The sequence below is a fragment of the Tsukamurella sp. 8F genome (assembly GCF_029167375.1).
Lineage (GTDB): Bacteria > Actinomycetota > Actinomycetes > Mycobacteriales > Mycobacteriaceae > Tsukamurella.
Genome location: NZ_JARFTP010000007.1, coordinates 142,513 through 163,376, shown reverse-complemented (window position 1 = coordinate 163,376; position 20,864 = coordinate 142,513). Strand labels below are relative to the sequence as shown.

Below are 20,864 nucleotides of genomic sequence, written 5' to 3'. Positions count from 1 at the left end.
GACCACGACGCGAGACCCATCGCGAAATAGCGTCCTAAGGCATGAGCTACCTACGCGGATTCCTTCCCTGGATCGCCTTCTCGGTCCTGTCCTCTCTCGTCGGTTGGCAGTGGGGTGCCCTCGCGGCACTCGCCGTCACCACGCACTCGCTGTGGCGTGATCGCCGCGCAGGCATCGAGGTCGGGGCGCAGATCCTCGACCTCGGAGGGGCGGTCTTCTTCCTTGTCTTGACCGTCCTCGCGTTCACGTCGCCGCACTCGCCGCTCGAGGCGTACGACGGTCCGCTCTCGTCGGCGTGGCTGGCCGTGATCGCGGTGCTCGGCCTTGCGGTCGGGCGGCCGTTCACACTCGCCATCGCACGTCGTTCCGTGCCCGATGAGGTCGCGCGGCACCCGATGTTCCTGCGCTTCAACACCGTGGTCACAGGCTTCTGGGCGGCCGGTTTCGGGACCGCCGCGGTGCTCGGGGTCGTCTGTGTGGCGACGGGGGAGCCCGAGATCGTGCGACTCGCGGTGCAGGTCGCGGCGTTCGTCGTGCCGGCGGTGCTGACTCGCCGCTACGTCGCCCGTGCGCGGGCCGAGCGCGCCGTACCGGTGGCGGCCTGAGAACTCGCTAGCGTCTAGGACCGTGAGCGTGACTACAGCCGAGACCCCACTCGACCGAGCGGGCAACACCGCCCGGCGGCTGCTCGTCGCCGCGGTCCTCGTGGCGACGATCGTGCTGTGGCCCTCAGAGCACGCCGTCGCGCACCCGGCCGTCGCGATGCCACTGCTCGTGGTGGTGGCGGCCGGGGCGCTCGCGTCGCTTCTTCCGTGGCGGCACCTGTCACAGCCCGTACTCGCGTCGTATATCGGCGTCTACGCGCTCGCCGCGGTGCTGCTGTACCCGCTGTCGAACACGGTCGCCGCGGCCGTCCTGCCGTACGCGGCGATGTCCGTCGCGGGAGCGCGTCTCCGGTCGCTGCCTCTTGCCGTGGCGTACGCCGTCGCGGGGTCCGTCCTCGCCGCGGGCGGCCTGTGGCTGGTGGAACGCCAGGGCTCGGTTCGTGGATGGCCGTGGTGGGTGGGCCTGACGATCGGCCTGGGGGTGTACGCGGGCATCACACGCCGTTTCCGCGAGGAGGCCCTCGGGAGCGCGCGCACGGCCGCCGACGAGGCGCGCCGCGCGGCAGCCGCCGATGCCCGGTCCGCCGCCCTCGAGGAGCGCGGCCGCATCGCGCGTGAGGTACACGACGTGGTCGGCCACTCGCTCTCGGGGATAGCGCTGCAGCTCGAGCTGGCGGAGGCATTGCAGTCCCGCGGCCGCACCGACGATGCGCTCGCCGCCATGCGCCGGGCGCGCACGCTCGCCGTCGACTCGATAGGGGAGACACGTAGCGCGGTGCACGCTCTGCGAGACGGCGCCAAGCCCGTCCCCGAGGCATTGCGGGTCGTTGCCGAACCCTATGCGGCGACGGTCACCGTCGACGGTGACGCTGAGGAACTGGCACCGGTGGTGGGGCACACGCTGGTGCGGGTGACGCAGGAGGCGCTCACCAACGCGGCACGGCACGCACCCGGGCGGCCGGTCGGGATCCGGCTCGCCGTCTCCGACGACGCCGTCCTGACCCTTGTCAACGAGCTCACGGGGCCGCCTGGAGAACAGGGCGGCACAGGCATGGGACTCGAATCGATGGCCGAGCGCGTGGCCCTGCTCGGCGGTAGCCTGCGTGCCGGGCCGGTCGGCGGCCGATGGGAGGTCGAGGTGCGGATTCCCCGATGAGGATCAGACTGGTGCTGGCCGACGACCAGGCGACGGTGCGCGAGGCGCTCGCGGTCATGCTCGACCTGGACGACGACGTGGACGTCGTGGGCGCCGCCCCCGACGGTGCCGCTGCCCTCGAGCTGATCGGCGAGCAGGCTCCCGATGTCGCCCTGCTCGACCTCAACATGCCCGTCCTGGACGGGGTGCGCGCCACAGAGCGGATCCGGGCCGAGCACCCTACGGTGAAGGTGCTGATCCTCACCACGTTCGACGACGACGCTTCGATCCTCGGTGCTCTCCAGGCGGGCGCGGCCGGTTACCTCACCAAGGATGCCGGGCGAGACGCGATCCTCGCCGCGGTGCGCGGCGCGGCACAGGGCCAGACGGTACTCGACCCGACGGTGCAGCAGCGGCTGCTCGCACTCGCCACACGGTCGGCGCCGCCGCGCGAGCCGCCCACACCGTTCACCGCCCGCGAGCGCGAGATCCTCGCGCTGATCGGCGAGGGCCTGCGTAACAGGGAGATCGCCGAGCGACTCGTGGTCAGCGAGGCCACGGTGAAGACGCACATCAACAACCTGTTCGCGAAGGGCGGTTTCGAGACCCGCGCCGACGCGGTCCGCTACGCGCTGCGCGGCGGCGCCTGAGCGTATTACAGCTCGGCCAGTTTCCGCGCGACGGCCTTCGCGGTCGGGTTGGTCGCGGTGGTCCCGTCGGCGTACTTCACGGTGGGCACGACATGGTTGCCGCCGTTCACGCTGCCGACGAACTCGGCGGCCGACGGGTCGGCTTCGATGTCGACCTCGTCCCATTCGATACCTTCGGCCTTCAGCCCGGTCTTGAGGCGGGCGCAGAAGCCGCACCAGGAGGTCGTGTACATCGTCAGCTTGCTCACGGGACTAGACAACCATCGTGTGCGGGCGAGTGTTCCCGCGGGCTTCGAAACCTGTCGGGGCCGACTGCCATACTCGACCCTATGAGCGAATCGGTGGGCGAGAGGAGCGACGGCGGATGACGCCGCAGTTGGATCCGGAGCAGACCGCCGCGGTGCTGGCGCCGCGCGGCCCCGTCTGCGTGCTCGCAGGCGCGGGTACCGGCAAGACTCGCACCATCACGCACCGCATCGCCCACCTCGTGGCGGACGGGCATGTCGCCGCGGGCCAGGTCCTGGCGGTCACGTTCACATCGCGCGCCGCGGCCGAGATGCGGGCGCGACTGCGTGGCCTGGGGATCGGTGGTGCCGACGGCGCGCCCGGGGTGCAGGCCGTCACCTTCCACGCGGCTGCCATGCGGCAGCTGCGCTACTTCTGGCCCCGCGCGATCGGGGACACCCGCTGGCAGTTGCTGGACAACAAGTTCCCGGTCGTGGGACGGGCGGCGCGAGATTGCGGGCTGCGCCCGGAGACCGACACGATTCGCGACCTGCTGTCGGAGATCGACTGGGCCAAGGCATCGGAGGTCACGCCCGAGCTCTACGCGTCCGCGGTCGAGAAGATCGACCGTACGGCGCCGCTCAAGCCCGAGACCGTCGCCGAGGTCTACGAGGCGTACGAGCGGCGCAAGACCGACTCCGAGGGCAACCGGCTGCTCGACTTCGACGACCTGATCCTGATGACTGCGGCGATCCTCGACGACAATCCGGTGGTGGCCGAGGAGTTCCGCGACCGCTACCGCAGCTTCGTCGTCGACGAGTACCAGGACGTCACGCCCCTACAGCAGCGCCTGCTCAACGCCTGGCTGGGCCAGCGGGACGACCTGACGGTGGTCGGTGACGCCAACCAGACCATCTACTCGTTCACGGGTGCCACGCCGCGGTATCTGCTGGACTTCACGCGCCGTTTCGAGGACGCGACGATCGTCCGGCTGCGGCGCGACTACCGGTCGACGCCCCAGGTGGTCGAGCTCGCGAACAAGGTGATCGGGGCGGCCACCGGACGGGTCGCGGGGACGCGGCTCGAGCTGATCGGGCAGCGTCCCGAGGGGCCGCGGCCCACCTACGTCGAGAGCGACGACGAACCGGCGGAGGCCAAGCAGGTCGCCGAGCGGATCGGGGAGTTACTGGCCCAGGGTGTGCCCGCTTCCGAGATCGCGATCCTGTACCGCATCAACGCGCAGTCCGCCGTGCATGAGAATGCACTCACCGAGGCGGGGATCCCGTATCAGGTGCGTGGCGGTGACTCGTTCTTCGAGCGTCCCGAGATCGGTCAGGCGATCCGTGAACTATCTACGCGGGCAAATGATTTCGGTGGCGTGGCCGATGCGGATCTGGTCCGTCTCGTCGGCGGCGCGCTGGAGAGACTCGGGCTGAGCGAGAAGGCCCCCGACGGCGCACGTGCCCGCGATCGCTGGGAGTCGCTGCGCGCCCTGGTGGAGCTGACCAGAGACCTGGTCGCCGAGCGGCCGGGTTTGAACCTGCTCGGCCTTCTCACCGAGCTGCGCACCCGCGCCGAGGCGAAGCACCCGCCGACGATGCAGGGGGTCACACTGTCCTCGCTCCATGCCGCGAAGGGGCTGGAGTGGGACGCGGTCTTCCTGGTCGGGCTCACCGAGGGCTCGGTGCCGATCTCGCAGGCCATCGCGAAGGGTGAGCAGGAGCCCATCGAGGAGGAGCGTCGCCTGCTGTATGTAGGCGTCACCCGCGCCCGGGTGCACCTCCAGCTGTCATGGGCCCTCGCCCGCAACGAGGGTGGTCGGCGCATTCGCAAGCGCAGCCGCTTTCTGGACGTCGTCGCAGCGGAGGCAGGTGCCGCCGGCTCCCCGCCGGCGCCCACCCGGGGCAAGCGGCGTGGATCCGACATCTGCCGCGTGTGCGGCAAGGTTCTCGACACGCGTGAGGAGCGGCTGATGTCGCGATGCGATGACTGCCCGTCCGAGCTCAACGACGGTCTGGTGGTCGCGCTCAAGCAGTGGCGCACCGGCCAGGCCAGCGAGCAGAAGATCCCGCCCTACACGATCTTCTCGAACGCCACACTCTTCGCGATCGCCGAGCATCAGCCGCGATCCCGCGCCGCGTTGGTGCGCATCAACGGCATCGGCGCTACGAAGGCTGAGCGATACGGCGACGAGGTGCTCGCACTCGTCGCGGAGCACGCCTAGTACGGCAGCCGACCCACAACCCGCATAACCGCAGGTAGAAAATAGGTTGTGCGGATTCGTTCGCACGTTTACCTTAGATAGCGACCGCACGGGAAACGACGCGCGACGGCGGATGACGCCGCTTCGAATCGTGAGCCGTGATCAGAGCACTAGTTGGAAGGAGGCATGAACAATGAACAACGCAATCGTCTTCGGCGACCAGTTCACCGCGAGCGAGGGTGGAGCCTTCGCAGCCGCAGCAGCAGTTCGTATGTACGCCTCCGCATCCACGTGCTCGCCCGCCCCTCTGCCGCGACCGCGGCGAGTGTGGCTCGGCGAAGTGATCACCGCTGGCGACATCGACAAGCATGCGCGACCCGTGTGGGAGTCACACCGAGGTTAGGTCCTACAGGACCCGCCTCTCTCACTCTCGCCACGGGCTCCGCGCAGACGCGCGCCCCGTGGATTCGAGGTCCCCTCACGAGTTCCGACTACGACCGGCGACAGCCGGTCGGCGTTGGGCCGGGGACCGCCGCTCACACGGTTCGCGCACGAGACACAAGAACCATCCGGCGCCTTACCGCAGCGCCCAGACCTGAGGCCACCCGCATCCGGGTGGAAGGTGAATGAACGTGCCGACCATGCTCGACGACCGAACGACCGACGACGAGGACTGCCGGAGCGCCTGGGGCGCGACCTGCGGGACGAATGCCGACATCCTCGACGATATCCCTTGCCGCGGAGGCGATCCCGATCTGTGGTTCGCAGAGGCTCCCGCAGACCTCGAACGCGCCAAGGAACTGTGCAGCGGCTGCCCCGTGCAGCGCGCCTGCCTTGCCGCCGCCCTGGACCGTGCTGAGCCGTGGGGTGTGTGGGGCGGGCAGATCTTCGACCAGGGTGTCGTGATCGCCCGCAAGCGGCCCCGGGGCCGGCCGCGGAAGAACGCGGCGTGACCGGGCCGAGAACGCCCGCAGGATCCATGAGGACCTGCGGGCGTTCTGCTGTCCGAGGTCAGGTGACCTGGACCCGTTTCATTCGTCCCCGATCTGCGGGGTCCAGTGCTCCACGATCGCCCGGTAGGGAGCTTCGGCGTTCATCTGAGAACAGATCCCGACGACGCCCATCAGCACTCGGAAGAGCATCACGTATTCCCGTGGGAGCGACAGCTTGCGTCCCGTCTGGAACTGCTCTCCGCGCACATCGGTCGCGGTGTTCGCGACACGCATGAGCCATTCGCGGGTGAAGTGGAAACTCTCCGACCGCAGCGGGTCGACGTATGGCGCGAGGTAGCGGCGGATCTCGTCGGGTGTGATCTCCAGTCGCGGCGGGATGAAGCCCTGGCTGCGCAGCAGCGGGAACAGAGCGTCGTAGTCCTCGTCGCGCGCGAGCCGCAGGATCCGTCCCACGGCCGGTGGGATCCCGCCCGGGTACTCGGCGACCGCACCGTAGTCCAGCGCGATGAGCCGGCCGTCGCCGGCGATGAGGAAGTTGCCCGGATGCGGGTCGCCGTGCAGCAGCCCCGTCCGTGCGGGCGCACTGATCTCGAACTCGGCGAGCTTGGCCGCCGCATCGTTCCGTTCCGTCTGCGTGCCACCGTGGATCACCTCGCGCAGTGGGCGCCCCGTCACCCACTCGCTCACGATCACCGTCGGCGAGCTGGCGACGACCCGCGGTACGAGCACGTCGGGGTCATCCGCGAAAGCCTTGGCGAATTTGCGCTGGTTCGTCGCCTCGTACCGGTAGTCGAGCTCGGCCTCGGTGCGGTCGGTCAGCTCGTCGACGAGTGCCTTGACGTCGGCGCCGGGTGTGAGCGGTTTGAGTACCGACGAGAGTCGGCCCAGCGCCTTGAGATCCGCGCGCAGAGCCTCGTCGGCCCCGGGGTATTGGACCTTCACAGCCACCTCCCGGCCGTCGGACCACACGCCTCGGTGCACCTGGCCGATGCTCGCCGACGCGGCCGCATCGTCGTCGAAGGATGTGAACCGGTCGCGCCACCCGCTGCCGAGTTGCTGCGCGAGCACGCGGTGCACCGTGGCCGCGGGCATGGGCGGGGCCTCGTTCTGCAGTTTGCCGAGGGCCTCGCGATAGGGCTCGGCGAACTCCGGCGGCACCGCGGCCTCCATGACGCTCATAGCCTGCCCGAGCTTCATCGCGCCGCCCTTGAGCTCACCGAGCACCTCGAACACCTGCTGTGCGGCCTTGGCCTGGAGTTCCGCGTTGACGGTGTCCTTGTCGACGCCGGTGAGGCGCTTCCCCCAGCCCTTCGCGGCGCGCCCGGCCATCCCGAGGGGCAGCCCCGCGAGCTTCGCCGTGCGCTTCGCCCCGCCGCGCGTGATCTCCGACATGGTCCTCCCGATCGATTCAAGAAAGCGCGAGCCCGCACTACCCGGACGTGGGTGTACTCCCGCAGCCGCATCCAGGGTGCATCGCCCAACGACGGGTGGCGACCCGCAAGCGGTGCGCGTCGACCTCCAAGGTACAGCCGAGGGACGCGGGGGATCCTCCGGAGCCGACGTCTTCCGGTGGCTGCCACGCGCCCTCGTCGGTGGTCATCTCGTATCGGGCGGCCACGATGCGGTCGATCTCTGCCGCCGCGACCGCGACGGTCATGCCCAGCGTCGTCGTCGACGCGCGCCCGGCCCGCCCGTAGAGCTGGCAGACGATCGCCGGCCATGCGGGATCACGGTCGGTGCGCGAGCGGTCGAGGCAGCGCAGGCAGGGACTGGCACCCGGCAGGACCAGCGGCCCGACGACGCCGGCACCGTCGCGTAGGCGCACCGGGAGGTGCGGCATCCGCGCTGCCATGAGCTGCTGCACCAGGACCGGGTCCACGACCAAGGCGTCGGTCAGCAGCAGCAGGTCGGCCTGGTCCGGTACAGGGGGTGCCGCCGCATCGCCGACGACTGCGACCCGTACCTCCCGGCGCCGGTCGAGTTCCGTCGCGAGCGCGTCCGTGATCGGACCGCGGCCCTGTATGCGGGCCCGCAGCGGCGACGCGGGACGCGTCCACGTAAGGACTCCCGCGCCGTCGAGGGCGGCTACGAGGTCGGACGTGTCGGATTCGGCGAAGCCGGCGTCGCGGGCGCGGTGCGATAGTTCGGCGAAACCGCGGTCGGTCTGCAGCCACCGCAGCAGCCCGGCAGCGGTCTCGGGAGCGAGCCACGGTGGCATGGTGACGAGCGGGGCCCCGCCTGCACCCGTGCCGATCTGCACGACGCCCGGCGGGCGAACGACGATGGTTGCGTAGGGGTCGAGGCGCACCCGCGATCCGGTGGTCTGCATGCTGCGACCATCGCACGGCTGCCGCCGTCAGAACTCGTTCAAGCCATCGTTATCCACAGGTGCAAACACGCGCTCACCTGCCTCGACGAGTCATTTCGACGATTCGTCGCCGGGGCCGTCCTGATCGCCCTCGTCCTGGTCGTCACGCTCCGCCGCCTCGCGCTGGATCTGGCGCTCCAACTCGGCGATCGGGTCGTCGAGCTCGGAGCCGCCGATCTGGCGGTCGACGAACCCGGAAGGGTCGTCGAGATCCGATGAATCGGGCATGAGGTCCGGGTGGCCCCACACCGCGTCACGCTTCTCCATCGACGTCGCCTCGAACAGTCGCTCCCACAGCGTCGCGGCCTCGCGCACCTTGCGCGGGCGCAGCTCCAGGCCGACGAGGGTGCCGAAGGTCTGTTCGGCGGGCCCGCCGGACGCACGGCGGCGGCGCATCGTCTCGCGGAGGGCGCCCGCGCTGGGCAGGCGATCGGCGAGAGCGCGATGTACCACGGTCTCGACCCAGCCCTCGATGAGGGCCAACAGTGCCTCGAGTCGCTCCAGTGCCGCCTTCTGCTCGGGTGTCGCCTTAGGCTCCAGCGCGGCTGACTGCTCTGCCATGAGACGCTCGAGCGCGGCCGGGTCGGAGAGCACCGACGGGTCGAGTCCGCGGGACAGCTCCTCGATGCCCGACATGTCGATCTGGATACCGCGCGCGTACTGCTCGACGGTGTCCAGCAGCCGCTGACGCAGCCACGGCACGTGGGAGAAGAGCCGGTGGTACGCGGCCTCGCGAGCCGCGAGGAAGACCAGTATCTCCTGGTCGGATTGCTCCAGCTCCTTGCTGAACGCCTCGATCGCCTCGGGCAGTAGGGCGAGTTCGTCGGTCGGCCCCAGCGGTAGCCCGATGTCCGTCGAGGTGAGCACCTCCTTCGACAGCTGCCCGAGGCCTTGCCCGAGCTGCGTGCCGAACGACATCGAGCCGATCTGCGTGAACATCCCCATCATCGGCGCCGCCGCCTGGCGCGCCTCTTCGGGCATGCCCTCGACCCACATATTGGACATCTTCTCCGCAACCGGGTTCACCAGCCGCTTCCACGTGGGGAGGGTCTTCTCGAGCCAGTCGACGGGCGTCCATGCGTGTGTCTTCTGCGGGCCCGCGGGCAGAACCGTAGCGCCGTCGAGCCACAGCTGCGCGAGGTGCACCGACTCCTCGACGGCCTTGCGCTGGCCTTCGGAGACGGGAGCGTGTTTGCCGAGCGCTTGCCGCGCCAGCTGCATCGCGAGCTGGTAGTTGACGGGGTCACCCGACGCAGCGGAAGCGGGATCGTTCATCGCGCCGCCCATACCCGAGATCATCTGGCCCAGCTGGCTCAGCATGTTCCCGAGCTGTGCGGGGTCGAAACCCTGGCCCGCATCGAATCCGCCGAAGCCGAACGGGTTCTGCGCCTGCCCCTCGCCCTGCTGTCGAGCCTCCTCCTCACGCTTGCGGCGCTCGTCGTCGTCCGACGAGTCGCCGGAGGAGAAACCGAAGGGAAGATCGCTCATGCCTCCACGGTACTTGCCGAGCATCGGCCCTGCGCGAGCGTCCGTCACGCTCTGGGCGAACAGGCGCCGCCTTCGTTGAGAGCCGGCGTGGGTCGCTACGCTGGCCGGGTGACGGACCGCAGGACGACAGTATTCCTGGTGGCCCTGGTACCCCTGTTGGTCCTGGTGCTGCTGGGCGTCAGCGTGCGGGTGCCGTTCGTCGCCGTCGGCGCGGGAGACACCGCCGACACCCTCGGCAGCTACAACGGTCACAAGGTGATCACCGTCGAAGGGCGCGACGTCCGGAAACCCGATGGTGAGCTGATGCTCACCACCGTCGGCATCCGCGACGAGCTCACTCTGTTCGAGGCGCTCGGCTATTGGCTCAGTAGCGGAACGCAGATCGCACCCCGTGACGCGTATTTCCCGCCGACGAGCACACGGCAGCAGACCGAGGCCGCGAGCCGCGCGCAGTTCGTGGGCTCCGAGTCCAACGCGATGCTCTCCGCTCTCGACTACCTGCACGTCCCGACGGCGCCGGGTGTCGTCTCCGTCGTGGTCAAGGGCCCGGCGGACGGCAAGCTCGAGCCCGAGGACGTCATCACCCAGGTCGACGGCAAGCCGGTGACGAGGATCGATGACGTGGGCACGTTGATCTCGGCCCATAGGCCCGGGACGCAGGTCCCGCTCACCGTGCAGCGCAATGGTGCGCCGATGCCCGTGACGGTCACGCTCGGGAGCAAGCCTGGAGACAAGGACAAGGGGATGGCCGGCATCACCGTCGGTATGGTGCCCGCCGACTCCACCCTCGACATCCGCTTCGACGTCGAAGGGATCGGCGGCCCGTCCGCCGGGCTCATGCTGGCGCTCGGCCTCGTCGACATGCTGGGGCCCACGGACCTCACCGGCGGCAAGAAGGTGGCAGGGACCGGCGAGATCACTCCCGACGGCACCGTCGAGCCCATCGGCGGCATCGCGCACAAACTGCGCGGGGCGAAGGGGCAGGGGGCCAGCGTGTTCCTGGTTCCTCAGAAGAACTGCGCGGAGGCCAAGGCGCACCCGCAGGACGGGCTGCAGATGGTGAAGGTGGACAAGCTCTCCGACGCGGTCTCGTCTCTCGGCCTGGTCCGAGAGGGCAAGCCGGCGCCGGCCTGCTAGTCCTCCCGGTCGAGGGTCGCCTGGAGTGCCTGCACGAGCCCGGGGGACAGCTCGTCCGCGCGCAGCACATCCTCCTGCGCGAACGGGTTCTCGTCCTCGTCGAGCGGGCGTAGCTGGAGCAGCGTGATCCGCTGTCCGTCGCGGAGGACCGCCGCGCACATGCGTGCCTGACGGCGGTCGGGGTGCGTGTGGGCGACGTGCCGCGCGGCGTCGTCGGCGCCGTCCGAGGCGAGCAGCGCACCGTCCAGGGCGGCCTCCGCGTCCGGTGGCAGCACCAGGATCTCCTGCACGAGTGCACACCCTACGACCTCGTCAGGCCACGTCGTGGTGGCCAGCACGTGGTCGAGTTCCGCACTCCCGCCGGTCGGATCGCCGGGCAGGGGCTCCTGCTCGATGACGGTGAGCTCGGTGCCGTCGTCGAGCATGTCCGCCCACTCCGGCTGGCTCTGGGCGAGCAATGCCGTCGGAACGAGACCGAACAACTGCGGCGGCTGCCCCCAGCCGCGAGGGTCGACGAACTCCATCGCCTCTGCGGCCGCCCGCCCCAGGGATGCCTCGCCGAACGTGCCGAAGTCGCTGTCACTCACAGCCGTCATCCTCCCACCCGCCCCGGGTAGTCGGCCATGCCGCCCGGCTCGGTCGCCCACGCGGGCATGCCGCCCCGACCAGGGCTGTACCCGGCAATCCGTACAGTGGTGCCGTGACTACTCGTGCCTCGGGGTCGATCCCGTCGCTGTCCCGCCGGGCCAAGATCCTCATCGCGGTGGCCGTCGTCGTGCTGGCGGTTCTGTTGATCGGGCCCCGTTTCGTGGACCTCTACACGAACTTCCTGTTGTTCGGCTCGCTCGGTCATTCGTCGGTGCTCCGGACGGTGGTGCTGACCCGCATCGTGCTGTTCCTCATCACCGGTTTGTTGATGGGGCTGTTCACGTTCGTCGGTCTGTGGCTGGCCCACCGCGTTCGGCCCGCATTCGTGCCGTCGGCGACCGACGACCCCGTGGTCCGCTACCGCGCGGTGGTGATGAGCCGGATCAAGACGTTCGCCCTCGTCCCGACGCTGCTGGTCGCCGTCATCGCGGGCATCTTCGGCCAGGCCGCATGGCGCACGGTCCAGCTGTTCCTGCACCGGGTGCCGTTCGGTACGGACGACCCACAGTTCGGCAAGGACATCGGTTTCTACGCGTTCACGCTGCCCTTCATACAGCTGGTGCTCGGCTTCCTGTTCGCGGCGCTGATCATCATGTTCTTGTCGAACCTGTTGGCGCACTATGTGTTCGGTGGTATCCGGTTGGCGGGCCGTGAAGGAGCGCTGTCGCGGGGCGCGCGGATCCAGCTCGCGTCGATCGCCGGCGCCTTCCTGCTCACCAAGGCGGCCGCCTACTGGTACGACCGGTACGAGCTCGTCTATTCGGACCGCTCCCGCATGTTCACCGGAGCGGGTTACGCCGATATCCACGCCGTCCTGCCCGCGAAGGCGATTCTCACGGGCATCGCGATCATCTGCGCGGGCGCCTTCTTCGCAGGCATCGTGCTGCGAGACCTGCGGGTTCCGGCCATCGCGACGGTCCTGATGCTCTTCTCCTCCGTCATCGTCGGGTTCGGGTGGCCGCAGGCCGTGCAGTACTTCACGGTCAACCCGAGCATCGAGAAGGAGACCGCCTACATCCAGCGGAACCTGGACGGCACCAAGGCGGCCTACGGGTTGTCGAAGGTCGACTACGTCAGGGAGTTCGGCAAGGGAACGAAGGCGCAGTTGCAGACGATCACGGCGGCGGACAGTGCGTCGTTGCAGAACGTTCGCCTGCTCGACCCCTCGGTGGTGTCGGACGCGTTCCGAAAGCGCAACGAGCTCAAGCAGTTCTATGCGGTCCCCAATCAGCTCGCGGTCGACCGATACGACACCGACGGGAAGCTCACCAACTACCTGGTGGCCGCGGTCGAGCTGGACCCGGACAACACGCCGAACGACTGGGCCAACCGCCACCTCGTCTACACGCACGGCAACGGGTTGCTGTCCGCGCCCGCGGGCCAGGTCGACGAGGTGCTGACCGGCGCCGACCAGGCCAGCACGGGCTCGTCGGGCGGGCTGCCGGTCATGGCGACCAACACCATCGGCAAGGACGTCAAGGTGACGCAGCCGCGAATCTACTTCGGCGAGGTCATCGGCTCGGACCCGAGCTTCTACTCGATCGTCGGCGGCGCAGGCGGGCCGCGCGAGTACGACAACGACAACGACCACACCACCTACGCGGGCACGGGCGGGGTCTCCATAGGCAGCTGGCCGAGGCGGCTCGCGTACGCGATCAAGTTCGGTGAGCGGAACCTGCTGTTCAACCGTGACATCGACGCACAGTCCCGGATCATCTATCAACGCGACCCGCGCGACCGCGTCCGACAGGTGGCTCCGTTCCTCACGACCGACACCAAGACCTATCCTGTCGTAGACCAGAAGACAGGCCACATCGTGTGGGTCGTCGACGGCTACACCACGCTGCCCAAGTACCCGTACGCGCAGCAGACTTCGTTGCAGAACGCGACCGCCGAGCCAGGCATCAGACAGCAGCAGGGGCAGAGCACGGCGGGCCAGAACGGATTGCCGGCCAACGCGCGGACCCAGCCCGACGAGAAGATCGGGTACATCCGCAACTCGGTGAAGGCCACGGTCGACGCGTACGACGGCACCGTGCACCTGTACCAGGTGGACGACCACGATCCCGTGCTGAACGCGTGGAAGAACGTCTTCCCGGGAGTGGTACAGCCACGGTCGGAGATCCCACAGAGTATCGCCGACCATCTGCGCTACCCGGAGAACCTCTTCGAGGTACAGCGGGTGCTGATGCAGAAGTACCACACCGATGATCCGACCAGCTATCGCCAGGGCAACAACCTGTGGCAGTTGTCCACCTCTCCCGAGGACACCCCGGACCAGGGCGGGCCGCAGGCGCCGTACTATTCGGTCGCGTCCGGGCCGCAGAGCGGTACGGCGTACTTTCAGCTCTCGTCGCTGCTGCAGGCCCGCGACCAGGACTACCTGGCGGCGCAGATGTCGGTGTCCTCGTCTACGGCGACGTACGGGCAGATCACGGTGCGCGAGTTCGCGCGCGGCAGCGGGCTGGTCGACGGGCCGCGTCAGGCCGCCGGTCGTATGGACGCGTCCGGACCGGTGACGGCGGACCGCGCCAACATCAACGCGATCAAGCCGCAGTACGGCAACATGCAGGCCATCCCTCTCCAGGAGGGCGGAATGGTGTACGTGCGGCCGATGTACACCGACTCGGGCAACCAGGATCCGCCGAAGCTCATCAAGGTGCTGGTGCTCAACCCGGTGACCGGCGCAGCGGGCTATCAGCCGACGGTGGCCGCAGCGCTAAAGCAGGCGGGCTATCAGGGCGTGGACGCTGCGCTCAGCTCGGCCGCGAAGGGCGTCGCCGAGGCACCGGGCGCCGCGGCGCCATCCGGGGGTAACCCCGAGTCGTCGAGCGGTAACGAGGCCACGGTCCCCGGCCCGGGCACCGGGTCCGGTGACAGCCAGGCGGTCACCACCGCGGCGCAGGCCGTGACGAAGGCATGGGGGGATGTGGTCGCGGCGCAGAAGGCCGGTGACCAGGCCGCCGTCGGGGACGCGATGGCTCGGCTCGGCGACGCCGTGTCGAAGCTGCAGGCGGCCGAGCAGGCCCAGCAGCCGAAGTGACGCGATTCACCGTCGGGCATCGCATGCCCGTGCCCGACGGTGAATCGTGTCGCCGCAGGTCGGCGCGGTGATGCGGAAGTTGTTCAAGCGATTTGTGTTTCCGGCTCCCGCTCGCGTAATGTTGTGTTCACCAACGCGGGGTGGAGCAGCTCGGTAGCTCGCTGGGCTCATAACCCAGAGGTCGCAGGTTCAAATCCTGTCCCCGCTACCAAGGTTCATGAGGCCGGATCCGGATAACGGATCCGGCCTCATGTCTTTCCGTAGGGGCGGGGGACCGAGTAGAAGGCGGCGCATGCACACGTACACCCACCATGTGCGATACCACGAGGTAGACGGGCAGGGTTTCCTGTTCAACGCCCGGTACCTCGAGATCGCCGATGTCGCGATGACGGAGTTCCTGCGGGCGCTCGGGTGGTCGTACAGCGAGTTCCTGGCCTTGGGTGCGGACCCGTCTGTCGTGAGTGCGAAGCTCACGTTCTCCGCTCCCACGCGATTCGACGACCGGATCGACGTCGACGTCACGTGTCCGCACGTCGGGAACGCCAGCTTCGAACTGCACATGACGTTCACGCGTGACGACGATCCCGTCGCTCGCGTCGAGCTCGTCTACGTCAACGTGGATACCGAAGCCGCGGCTTCGCGGCCGCTCCCGGCAGCCGTCGCCGCCGGGCTGCGGTCCGTGGGCTGACTTCGCCGCTTGCCCGGAACCGCCGCGGGGGTGCCGAGCCGTCCGTACGGTCGATGGGACGGCACCGACGGCGAGTGGAGGGGCTCATGTATCTCGGAGCGCACGTGGGCGACCAGCCGGACAAGCTCGCCATAATCCAGGCCGACACAGGTGAGACACGCACCTTCACGGAGCTCGAGCAGAACTCGGTCCGCCTCGCCCGCCACCTCCAGGGCGCTGGTGTGCGGGTGGGCGACGTCGTCGCGTTCCTCTCTGACAACTCGCCCGAGGTGTTCGAGATATATTGGGCCACCCTGCGATCCGGCATGTACGTCACGGGCATCAATCACCACCTGACCGCTGCCGAGGCCGCCTACATCCTCTCCGACTGTGGTGCGAAGGCGTTGCTGGTGTCGGCGTCGAGGTTGCCGCTCGCCCGTGAGGTCGTCGAGCTGGTGCCGAACGTGAACATCAGGCTCGTCTTCGGCGGCGACGGTACCGATGCCGCCGGGTTCGGCTCCTACCGTGCGGCTCTGGCTTCGGCTTCGGCGGAACCACTGGCTGAACAGCCGCGCGGGTCGGACATGCTGTACTCGTCGGGAACGACCGGTAATCCCAAGGGAATTCGTCCCGCACTGACCGGGCGGCCGCTCGAGGACCCGCAAGGCGACACCATGTCCCTGGTGTTCGGCCGGCTCTTCGGGTTCGACCGCGACACCGTCTACTATTCGCCGGCTCCCACGTATCATGCTGCACCGCTGCGCTTCTCCGTCATGGCGAACGCCAACGGTGGAACCGTCGTGCTCGCTTCCCGGTTCGATGCTGAGGCGGCCCTCAGACACATCGATAGGTATCGCGCGACGCACAGCCAATGGGTGCCGACGATGTTCGTGCGGATGCTCAAGCTGCCCAGGGGTGTTCGCGATGGTTACGACCTGTCCAGCATGCGGGTGGCGATCCACGCGGCGGCGCCCTGCCCGGTCGAGGTCAAGCGCCGGATGATGGCCTGGTGGGGTCCGGTCCTCTACGAGTACTACTCGTCGACCGAATCGAACGGGGTCACCGTCGTCGGACCGGACGATTGGCTGGAGCGGCCCGGCACCGTCGGACGCGCAGGTCTGGGCGTGATCCACATCTGCAGCGACGACGGCGAGGAACTGCCTGTCGGGGAGGACGGAATCGTCTATTTCGAGCGGGACGAACGCCCTTTCACGTATCACAACGACGATGCCAAGACTGCGGATGCGACGCACCCGCGGAACCCGACGTGGACCACGACGGGCGATATCGGGCACGTCGACGACGGCGGCTTCCTCTACCTGACCGATCGAGCGGCGTTCACCGTCATCAGCGGTGGCGTCAACATCTACCCGCAGGAGATCGAGGATGCGCTCGCTCTGCATCCGGCGATCTACGACGTCGCCGTGATCGGCGTGGCCGACGAGGAGCTGGGGGAGGTGGTCAAGGCGGTCGTGCAGCCTGCGCCGGGCGTCGAGCCGACGGACAGCCTCGGAGACGAGATCCTCGCCTCGCTACGCGGGCGGATCGCGGACTTCAAGATTCCGCGTTCCCTGGACTTCACCGACGAACTACCTCGCAGCGCCACAGGCAAACTCGTGAAGCGCCTGCTGATCGAGCGTTACGGATAGCGCTTCGTCACGAACCGATCGACGAGAGCCGTCGACTCCGGCGTACCCACGGCGTAGGAGATCGATGCGGCTTCGACATCGAGCTGTTCGTTCAGTGGGCGATCCCACGACTGCCGCACCAGGCTCCGGGCCGCGCCGAGCGCCTGTGCCGGTCTTGCCGCGAGCGACGCCGCGGCCTGCCGGGCTGTGGCGACGACATCGTCGTCGTCGCACACTGTCGACACGATGCCCCACTCCTCGGCACGCGTGGCGGTGAGGGGCGCGGACGTCAGGATCAGCTCGAGAGCCCGACGCTGCCCGACGATGCGCGGTAGGAGCCATGACTGCCCGCCATCCGGAGTGAGGCCGACGGACGTGTACGCCGTGACGAACTTGGCGGACGCCCCGGCGACGACGAGATCCGCGCCGAGTACCAATGACAGCCCGATCCCAGCCGCGGCTCCCTGTACGCCGGCGACGACGGGTTTAGCGACGGTGTCCAGGGCACGGATGGCATCATGGGCGGTCCCCGCGAGCTCGGCCAGATAGTCGGAGCGATCCGCAGAGGCGGCCATCGCCGCGAGATCCCCGCCGCCGCAGAAGCGTTGGCCGGCGCCGAGTAGCAGCACGACGTTCACAGAATCGTCCGACGCCGCGCGTTCGACGTTGGTCTTCAGGGCGTGGGCGGTCTCGAGGTCGATCGCATTGGCCTCGGAGGGGCGGTTCAGGGTGAGCTCGGCGACCCCGTCGGCTGCCTCGTAGCGGACGAGGTCGTCGGGCTGGGCTGCGGTCACGGGTGCCTCCTGACTGGCTTGTTCTGCGGACGACGGTGACTGTAGCGGCCGGCGGTCCCATCCGACCGTTCCAACCCGGCTGCAGACCCGACTCCGCCGCTCGTGTATGGTTGCTGACGCCAACGCGGGGTGGAGCAGCTCGGTAGCTCGCTGGGCTCATAACCCAGAGGTCGCAGGTTCAAATCCTGTCCCCGCTACTAGATAACCGGCCCTGACCAGGGCGAAAGCACAAGACCTGGTCAGGGCCGCCGTGTGTGATGGGTACCCGGGGAGTTCCGGACTTGACCTCGAGTAAAGTTCACGTTCTAGCTTGTGGACATGGATGACCACTCTCGCCCCGCTCTCGATCTTCCCGATTCCGAGTCCGGTACTGCGGTCGAACGGCTCGTTGCCGCGCTACAGAGCGGATTCGACACGGGCGATGCCGATCGGTACGACTCGATGTTCGCCTCGGACGTCCTCTGGGGCACCCCGAAGGGGCACTGGCTGGCCGGATACGCGAACTTGAACCCTATTCATCGCGGGATGATGGGCGGAACGCCGGTGAAGCCCGCATCAAGGTTCGAGCCGGTGCAGGTCATCCGGCCGGCGCCCGGATTGGTGGTCGCCCAGATTCGCCGCGCGGCGCTCAACGGCGGATTCAGCGAGGTCGCCATGTACGTCATGGTCTTGCGTGATGGTGACTGGTGGCTCGCCGCTGCGCAGAACACTCCGGTGTCGGGCGTCCTGCCTCCGATCGGCCCGGAGTGACTCCCAGGACCCAGGGTGCGACGGACGGCGCCCGGTTGCGGGCTTTGTGACACCGTGCGCGGAGGCCTAGGCTCGCCAGGCGTGACGACCATTCGACCGTTTCTCATGTTCCAGGGTGGCCATGCCGCCGCGGCTATAGAGCTGTACCTGGGTGCGTTCCCCTCCGGCAGGCTGGTCTCCAGCAAGGAGCATGCCGCTCCGGCGACGGGGATCATGCTTGCGGAGATCGAACTCGAGGGGCAGCGAATCCTGTTGAGTGACAGTGCCGTCAAGCACGGCTTCGACTTCACCCCGTCGAGCTCGCTGTTCGTCGACGTCGAGAGCCGCGACGAGTTGGAGCGCCTGACAACGACGTTGGGCGAGGACGGTGTGACGTTGATGCCGCTCGGCGACTACGGCTTCTCCACGGCCTTCGCGTGGGTGAGCGATCGCTTCGGGGTGTCGTGGCAGCTCAACCTGCCGTGAGCTTCAGCCTTCTGCGACCCGGCGCTCGACGAGCCGGAAAGTTGCAGTGTCGAAGGCGACTATGCGAGCCTCCTCGACGGCGCACGGCGTGGTCGACAGTGTCTCGACCGCGGTGTCGATCGCATCGTCCAGCGGCCAACCGTAGACGCCCGCACTGATGAGTGGAAACGCGACGCTGCGCGCCCCGAGCTCGTCGGCGACCTCCAGAGACCGTCGGTAGCATGAGCTGAGAAGGCTCCGATCCGTTTCTCCCGCACGATGATTCGGTCCGACGGTGTGGATCACCCAGCGCGTGGGCAGGTCGCCTGCTGTGGTCCAACCCGCGTCGCCGGTGGCGAGACCGCCGGGAAACCGGGCGATGCAGTCCGCGAGCACGGCGGGGCCGCCGGCCCGGTGGATAGCGCCGTCGACCCCGCCGCCGCCGCGCATGCGCCGGTTCGCGGCGTTGACCACCGCGTCCACCTCCGCCCGGGTGATGTCGCCCTGAACCGCTGTCACCGTCGGGAATGCCATGCAATTCATGGTGTCACGGGACAAGGGCGCGCACGACGTCTATCGTGTCGGCCTCGGCAGCGGTCTTGTCCGGCCGGTAGCGCAGCACCCGAGCGAAACGTAGCGCCACGCCGCCGGGATAGCGGCGGCTGACCTGCACGCCATCGAGTTCGATCTCGACGACGATCTCCGGCCTCACATACACCGCGTGTGCATCGCGAGAGCGCTCAAAGCGCGGGAACTCCTCCGTCTGCCACGCCAGCAAGGCGTCGGTCAGCCCCTTGAACGTCTTGCCCACCATGATCGGATCGCCGCCGTCGGGGTCGCGAGCGCCGAGGTGCAGGTTGGACAGCAACCCCGTGCGCCGCCCGTAGCCCCACTCCGCGCCGAGTACGACGAGGTCGAGCGTGTGCGACTGCTTCACCTTCTGCCAGGCTCGTCCCCGGCGACCGGCGGCGTACGGCGAGTCGAGTGCCTTCACCATCACCCCCTCGTGTCCGGCGTCCAATGCCGCGTGCAGGTGTTGCGCGGCCTCGTCGACGGTCGGCGACGTCAGCGATGGAATGAGTTGGCCCGCTGCGACGTCGGCGAGCACAGCGCGGCGGTGCGAGAGAGGCTCGTCGAGCAGGTCGACTCCGTCCAGGTGGAGGCAGTCGAAGAAGAAGGGGCGCAGTGCGGCCTCGCCTTCGTGAGCACCGAACCGGCTCATCGTCTCCTGGAACGGTCGAGGCCGCCCAGCGTCCGTCAGGGCGAGGGTCTCGCCGTCGAGGACCACCGACGTGCACGGTAGAGAACGCGCCAGCTCGACGATCTCGGGCACGGCGGCTGTGATGTCGCGGAGGGTGCGCGTGAAGACGCGGACGTCGGGACCGTCGCGGTGAACCTGGATGCGTGCACCGTCGAGCTTGAACTCGACGCTGACATCTCCCAACTCCTCGACGGCGGACACGATGTCCTCGGCCGGGGAAGCAAGCATCGGCGACACACCGCGTCCGACCTCCAGGCCGAATCCCGCGAGAGCTTCCGTGCCGCCGCCGGTGGCCGCCGCCGCGGTGTCCGGCAGGGAACCCGACAGCATAGCCGCGCGCCGCACGGCGTCGACGGGTACTCCGGTGGCCACGGCGACGGCTTCCGTCATCACTCCCGCGAGCGCGCCCTGCCGCAGTTCGCCCGTGAGCAGACCGATCAGGAACTGCTGTTCGGGCTGTGTCGCGCGCCCCAGCAATTCGGTCACGAGCGCGCCGCGCCGCGCTGTGGAGCCTGCGCCCGTGGCCCCGGCGAGTGCGGTCAGTGCCGAGTCCACCTCGGCGACGGTGAGTGACGGTGTCTGCGCTGCCGCGGTCCGGTGCTTCGCCAGGGTGCGCCACCCCGTTCCGATCCGTCCCTGGGGGAGTGCGCCGGCGAGCCACGAGACGACGACCGGAACCTCGTCCCGTTCGGCCGCGCGGACGACGGCCGAGAGCGTAGAGATCTTGGCTTTGCGCGAGCGGGTGGCGCCGACTTCGGCGGATGCGGTGACGACGGAGGCGAGCAGCACACCGCCATCTTGCCTGCGTTCATCACGGATCGGGTGCGCTCGCAAGGGTTGCGCGCGGGTCGCGCGTGAAGGTCAA

The 20,864-nt window shown here is 68.7% G+C and carries 19 protein-coding genes and 2 tRNA genes; 13 read left to right on the top strand and 8 right to left on the bottom strand.

Annotated elements, in window-relative coordinates:
- Positions 1–41 precede the first annotated feature (41 nt).
- Genes P0W64_RS08090 through P0W64_RS08080 form a run of 3 tightly spaced genes read left to right on the top strand, consistent with a single transcriptional unit; the run spans position 42 to position 2,390 of the window.
- A complete protein-coding gene (locus tag P0W64_RS08090) occupies positions 42–605 on the top strand; it encodes a hypothetical protein (protein WP_275479565.1) in 564 nt (187 codons plus the stop codon).
- Positions 606–627: 22 nt separating this feature from the next.
- The gene (locus P0W64_RS08085) at positions 628–1,761 is read left to right on the top strand and encodes a histidine kinase (protein WP_275479564.1); all 1,134 of its coding nucleotides are present in this window, start codon (positions 628–630) and stop codon (positions 1,759–1,761) included.
- Positions 1,758–2,390 (top strand): response regulator transcription factor, encoded by a 633-nt coding sequence (locus P0W64_RS08080; RefSeq protein WP_275479563.1) that lies wholly within the window; start codon positions 1,758–1,760, stop codon positions 2,388–2,390. Before P0W64_RS08085 ends, P0W64_RS08080 begins: the two co-directional genes overlap by 4 nt.
- Positions 2,391–2,395: 5 nt before the next feature.
- On the opposite strand, the gene P0W64_RS08075 is transcribed toward P0W64_RS08080, so the two are convergent.
- Positions 2,396–2,623 carry a mycoredoxin gene (locus P0W64_RS08075; RefSeq protein ID WP_275479603.1) on the bottom strand — a complete coding sequence of 76 codons (228 nt, stop codon included), beginning with the start codon at positions 2,621–2,623 and terminating at the stop codon, positions 2,396–2,398.
- Positions 2,624–2,754: 131 nt separating this feature from the next.
- Between P0W64_RS08075 and P0W64_RS08070 the strand changes: the two genes are divergently transcribed.
- Together P0W64_RS08070 and P0W64_RS08065 are read left to right on the top strand one after the other, a co-directional pair.
- Positions 2,755–4,839 (top strand): ATP-dependent DNA helicase UvrD2, encoded by a 2,085-nt coding sequence (locus tag P0W64_RS08070; protein ID WP_275479562.1) that lies wholly within the window; start codon positions 2,755–2,757, stop codon positions 4,837–4,839.
- A 605-nt stretch (positions 4,840–5,444) separates the two neighbouring features.
- The gene (locus P0W64_RS08065; RefSeq protein WP_275479561.1) at positions 5,445–5,771 is read left to right on the top strand and encodes a WhiB family transcriptional regulator; all 327 of its coding nucleotides are present in this window, start codon (positions 5,445–5,447) and stop codon (positions 5,769–5,771) included.
- Positions 5,772–5,849: 78 nt separating this feature from the next.
- On the opposite strand, the gene P0W64_RS08060 is transcribed toward P0W64_RS08065, so the two are convergent.
- The 3 genes from P0W64_RS08060 to P0W64_RS08050 all read right to left on the bottom strand — a co-directional run bounded on the left by P0W64_RS08060 (position 5,850) and on the right by P0W64_RS08050 (position 9,627).
- Positions 5,850–7,163: an AarF/UbiB family protein gene (locus P0W64_RS08060; protein WP_275479560.1), complete on the bottom strand. Its 1,314-nt coding sequence runs from the start codon at positions 7,161–7,163 to the stop codon at positions 5,850–5,852.
- A gap of 37 nt (positions 7,164–7,200) precedes the next feature.
- Complete coding sequence (locus P0W64_RS08055; RefSeq protein WP_275479559.1) at positions 7,201–8,100, bottom strand: cyclodehydratase; 900 nt, start codon at positions 8,098–8,100, stop codon at positions 7,201–7,203.
- Positions 8,101–8,190: 90 nt separating this feature from the next.
- On the bottom strand, positions 8,191–9,627 hold the full coding sequence (locus P0W64_RS08050) for a zinc-dependent metalloprotease (RefSeq protein WP_275479558.1): 1,437 nt from the start codon (positions 9,625–9,627) through the stop codon (positions 8,191–8,193).
- 108 nt (positions 9,628–9,735) lie between these two features.
- Between P0W64_RS08050 and P0W64_RS08045 the strand changes: the two genes are divergently transcribed.
- Positions 9,736–10,764 carry a PDZ domain-containing protein gene (locus tag P0W64_RS08045; RefSeq protein WP_275479557.1) on the top strand — a complete coding sequence of 343 codons (1,029 nt, stop codon included), beginning with the start codon at positions 9,736–9,738 and terminating at the stop codon, positions 10,762–10,764.
- On the opposite strand, the gene P0W64_RS08040 is transcribed toward P0W64_RS08045, so the two are convergent.
- Entirely contained in the window at positions 10,761–11,360 is a 600-nt protein-coding gene (locus tag P0W64_RS08040; protein ID WP_275479556.1) for a PPA1309 family protein, read from the bottom strand. The two genes, P0W64_RS08045 and P0W64_RS08040, sit on opposite strands and share 4 nt — an antisense overlap.
- Positions 11,361–11,464: 104 nt before the next feature.
- Between P0W64_RS08040 and P0W64_RS08035 the strand changes: the two genes are divergently transcribed.
- The 4 genes from P0W64_RS08035 to P0W64_RS08020 all read left to right on the top strand — a co-directional run bounded on the left by P0W64_RS08035 (position 11,465) and on the right by P0W64_RS08020 (position 16,771).
- The gene (locus P0W64_RS08035; RefSeq protein WP_275479555.1) at positions 11,465–14,455 is read left to right on the top strand and encodes a UPF0182 family protein; all 2,991 of its coding nucleotides are present in this window, start codon (positions 11,465–11,467) and stop codon (positions 14,453–14,455) included.
- A 134-nt stretch (positions 14,456–14,589) separates the two neighbouring features.
- A tRNA-Met gene (locus tag P0W64_RS08030) sits at positions 14,590–14,666 on the top strand.
- An 81-nt stretch (positions 14,667–14,747) separates the two neighbouring features.
- Positions 14,748–15,143, top strand: a complete 396-nt coding sequence (locus P0W64_RS08025) for a thioesterase family protein (RefSeq protein ID WP_275479554.1) — start codon at positions 14,748–14,750, stop codon at positions 15,141–15,143.
- Positions 15,144–15,229: 86 nt separating this feature from the next.
- Positions 15,230–16,771, top strand: a complete 1,542-nt coding sequence (locus P0W64_RS08020) for an acyl-CoA synthetase (protein WP_275479553.1) — start codon at positions 15,230–15,232, stop codon at positions 16,769–16,771.
- Here the strand turns inward: P0W64_RS08020 and P0W64_RS08015 are convergent.
- The gene (locus tag P0W64_RS08015) at positions 16,762–17,544 is read right to left on the bottom strand and encodes an enoyl-CoA hydratase/isomerase family protein (RefSeq protein ID WP_275479552.1); all 783 of its coding nucleotides are present in this window, start codon (positions 17,542–17,544) and stop codon (positions 16,762–16,764) included. The genes P0W64_RS08020 and P0W64_RS08015 overlap by 10 nt on opposite strands.
- A gap of 123 nt (positions 17,545–17,667) precedes the next feature.
- Between P0W64_RS08015 and P0W64_RS08010 the strand changes: the two genes are divergently transcribed.
- From P0W64_RS08010 to P0W64_RS08000, 3 genes are all read left to right on the top strand, one after another.
- Positions 17,668–17,741, top strand: a tRNA-Met gene (locus P0W64_RS08010).
- A gap of 121 nt (positions 17,742–17,862) precedes the next feature.
- The gene (locus tag P0W64_RS08005) at positions 17,863–18,294 is read left to right on the top strand and encodes a nuclear transport factor 2 family protein (RefSeq protein ID WP_275479551.1); all 432 of its coding nucleotides are present in this window, start codon (positions 17,863–17,865) and stop codon (positions 18,292–18,294) included.
- Positions 18,295–18,375: 81 nt separating this feature from the next.
- Positions 18,376–18,759 (top strand): VOC family protein, encoded by a 384-nt coding sequence (locus tag P0W64_RS08000; protein WP_275479550.1) that lies wholly within the window; start codon positions 18,376–18,378, stop codon positions 18,757–18,759.
- Between the two features lie 3 nt (positions 18,760–18,762).
- Here P0W64_RS08000 and P0W64_RS07995 read toward each other — a convergent pair whose 3' ends face one another.
- Positions 18,763–19,272 (bottom strand): O-acetyl-ADP-ribose deacetylase, encoded by a 510-nt coding sequence (locus tag P0W64_RS07995; protein ID WP_275479549.1) that lies wholly within the window; start codon positions 19,270–19,272, stop codon positions 18,763–18,765.
- A gap of 13 nt (positions 19,273–19,285) precedes the next feature.
- Positions 19,286–20,788 carry an ATP-dependent DNA ligase gene (locus tag P0W64_RS07990; protein WP_275479548.1) on the bottom strand — a complete coding sequence of 501 codons (1,503 nt, stop codon included), beginning with the start codon at positions 20,786–20,788 and terminating at the stop codon, positions 19,286–19,288.
- Positions 20,789–20,864 lie beyond the last annotated feature (76 nt).

Bases quoted from the DNA above. Each gene is read 5' to 3' on its own strand.
- P0W64_RS08090 (WP_275479565.1), top strand. From the start codon at position 42: ATGAGCTACCTACGCGGATTCCTTCCCTGGATCGCCTTCTCGGTCCTG.
- P0W64_RS08080 (WP_275479563.1), top strand. From the start codon at position 1,758: ATGAGGATCAGACTGGTGCTGGCCGACGACCAGGCGACGGTGCGCGAG.
- P0W64_RS08075 (WP_275479603.1), bottom strand. From the start codon at position 2,623: ATGTACACGACCTCCTGGTGCGGCTTCTGCGCCCGCCTCAAGACCGGG.
- P0W64_RS08070 (WP_275479562.1), top strand. From the start codon at position 2,755: ATGACGCCGCAGTTGGATCCGGAGCAGACCGCCGCGGTGCTGGCGCCG.
- P0W64_RS08065 (WP_275479561.1), top strand. From the start codon at position 5,445: ATGAACGTGCCGACCATGCTCGACGACCGAACGACCGACGACGAGGAC.
- P0W64_RS08060 (WP_275479560.1), bottom strand. From the start codon at position 7,163: ATGTCGGAGATCACGCGCGGCGGGGCGAAGCGCACGGCGAAGCTCGCG.
- P0W64_RS08055 (WP_275479559.1), bottom strand. From the start codon at position 8,100: ATGCAGACCACCGGATCGCGGGTGCGCCTCGACCCCTACGCAACCATC.
- P0W64_RS08050 (WP_275479558.1), bottom strand. From the start codon at position 9,627: ATGAGCGATCTTCCCTTCGGTTTCTCCTCCGGCGACTCGTCGGACGAC.
- P0W64_RS08040 (WP_275479556.1), bottom strand. From the start codon at position 11,360: ATGACGGCTGTGAGTGACAGCGACTTCGGCACGTTCGGCGAGGCATCC.
- P0W64_RS08025 (WP_275479554.1), top strand. From the start codon at position 14,748: ATGCACACGTACACCCACCATGTGCGATACCACGAGGTAGACGGGCAG.
- P0W64_RS08020 (WP_275479553.1), top strand. From the start codon at position 15,230: ATGTATCTCGGAGCGCACGTGGGCGACCAGCCGGACAAGCTCGCCATA.
- P0W64_RS08005 (WP_275479551.1), top strand. From the start codon at position 17,863: ATGGATGACCACTCTCGCCCCGCTCTCGATCTTCCCGATTCCGAGTCC.
- P0W64_RS07995 (WP_275479549.1), bottom strand. From the start codon at position 19,272: ATGGCATTCCCGACGGTGACAGCGGTTCAGGGCGACATCACCCGGGCG.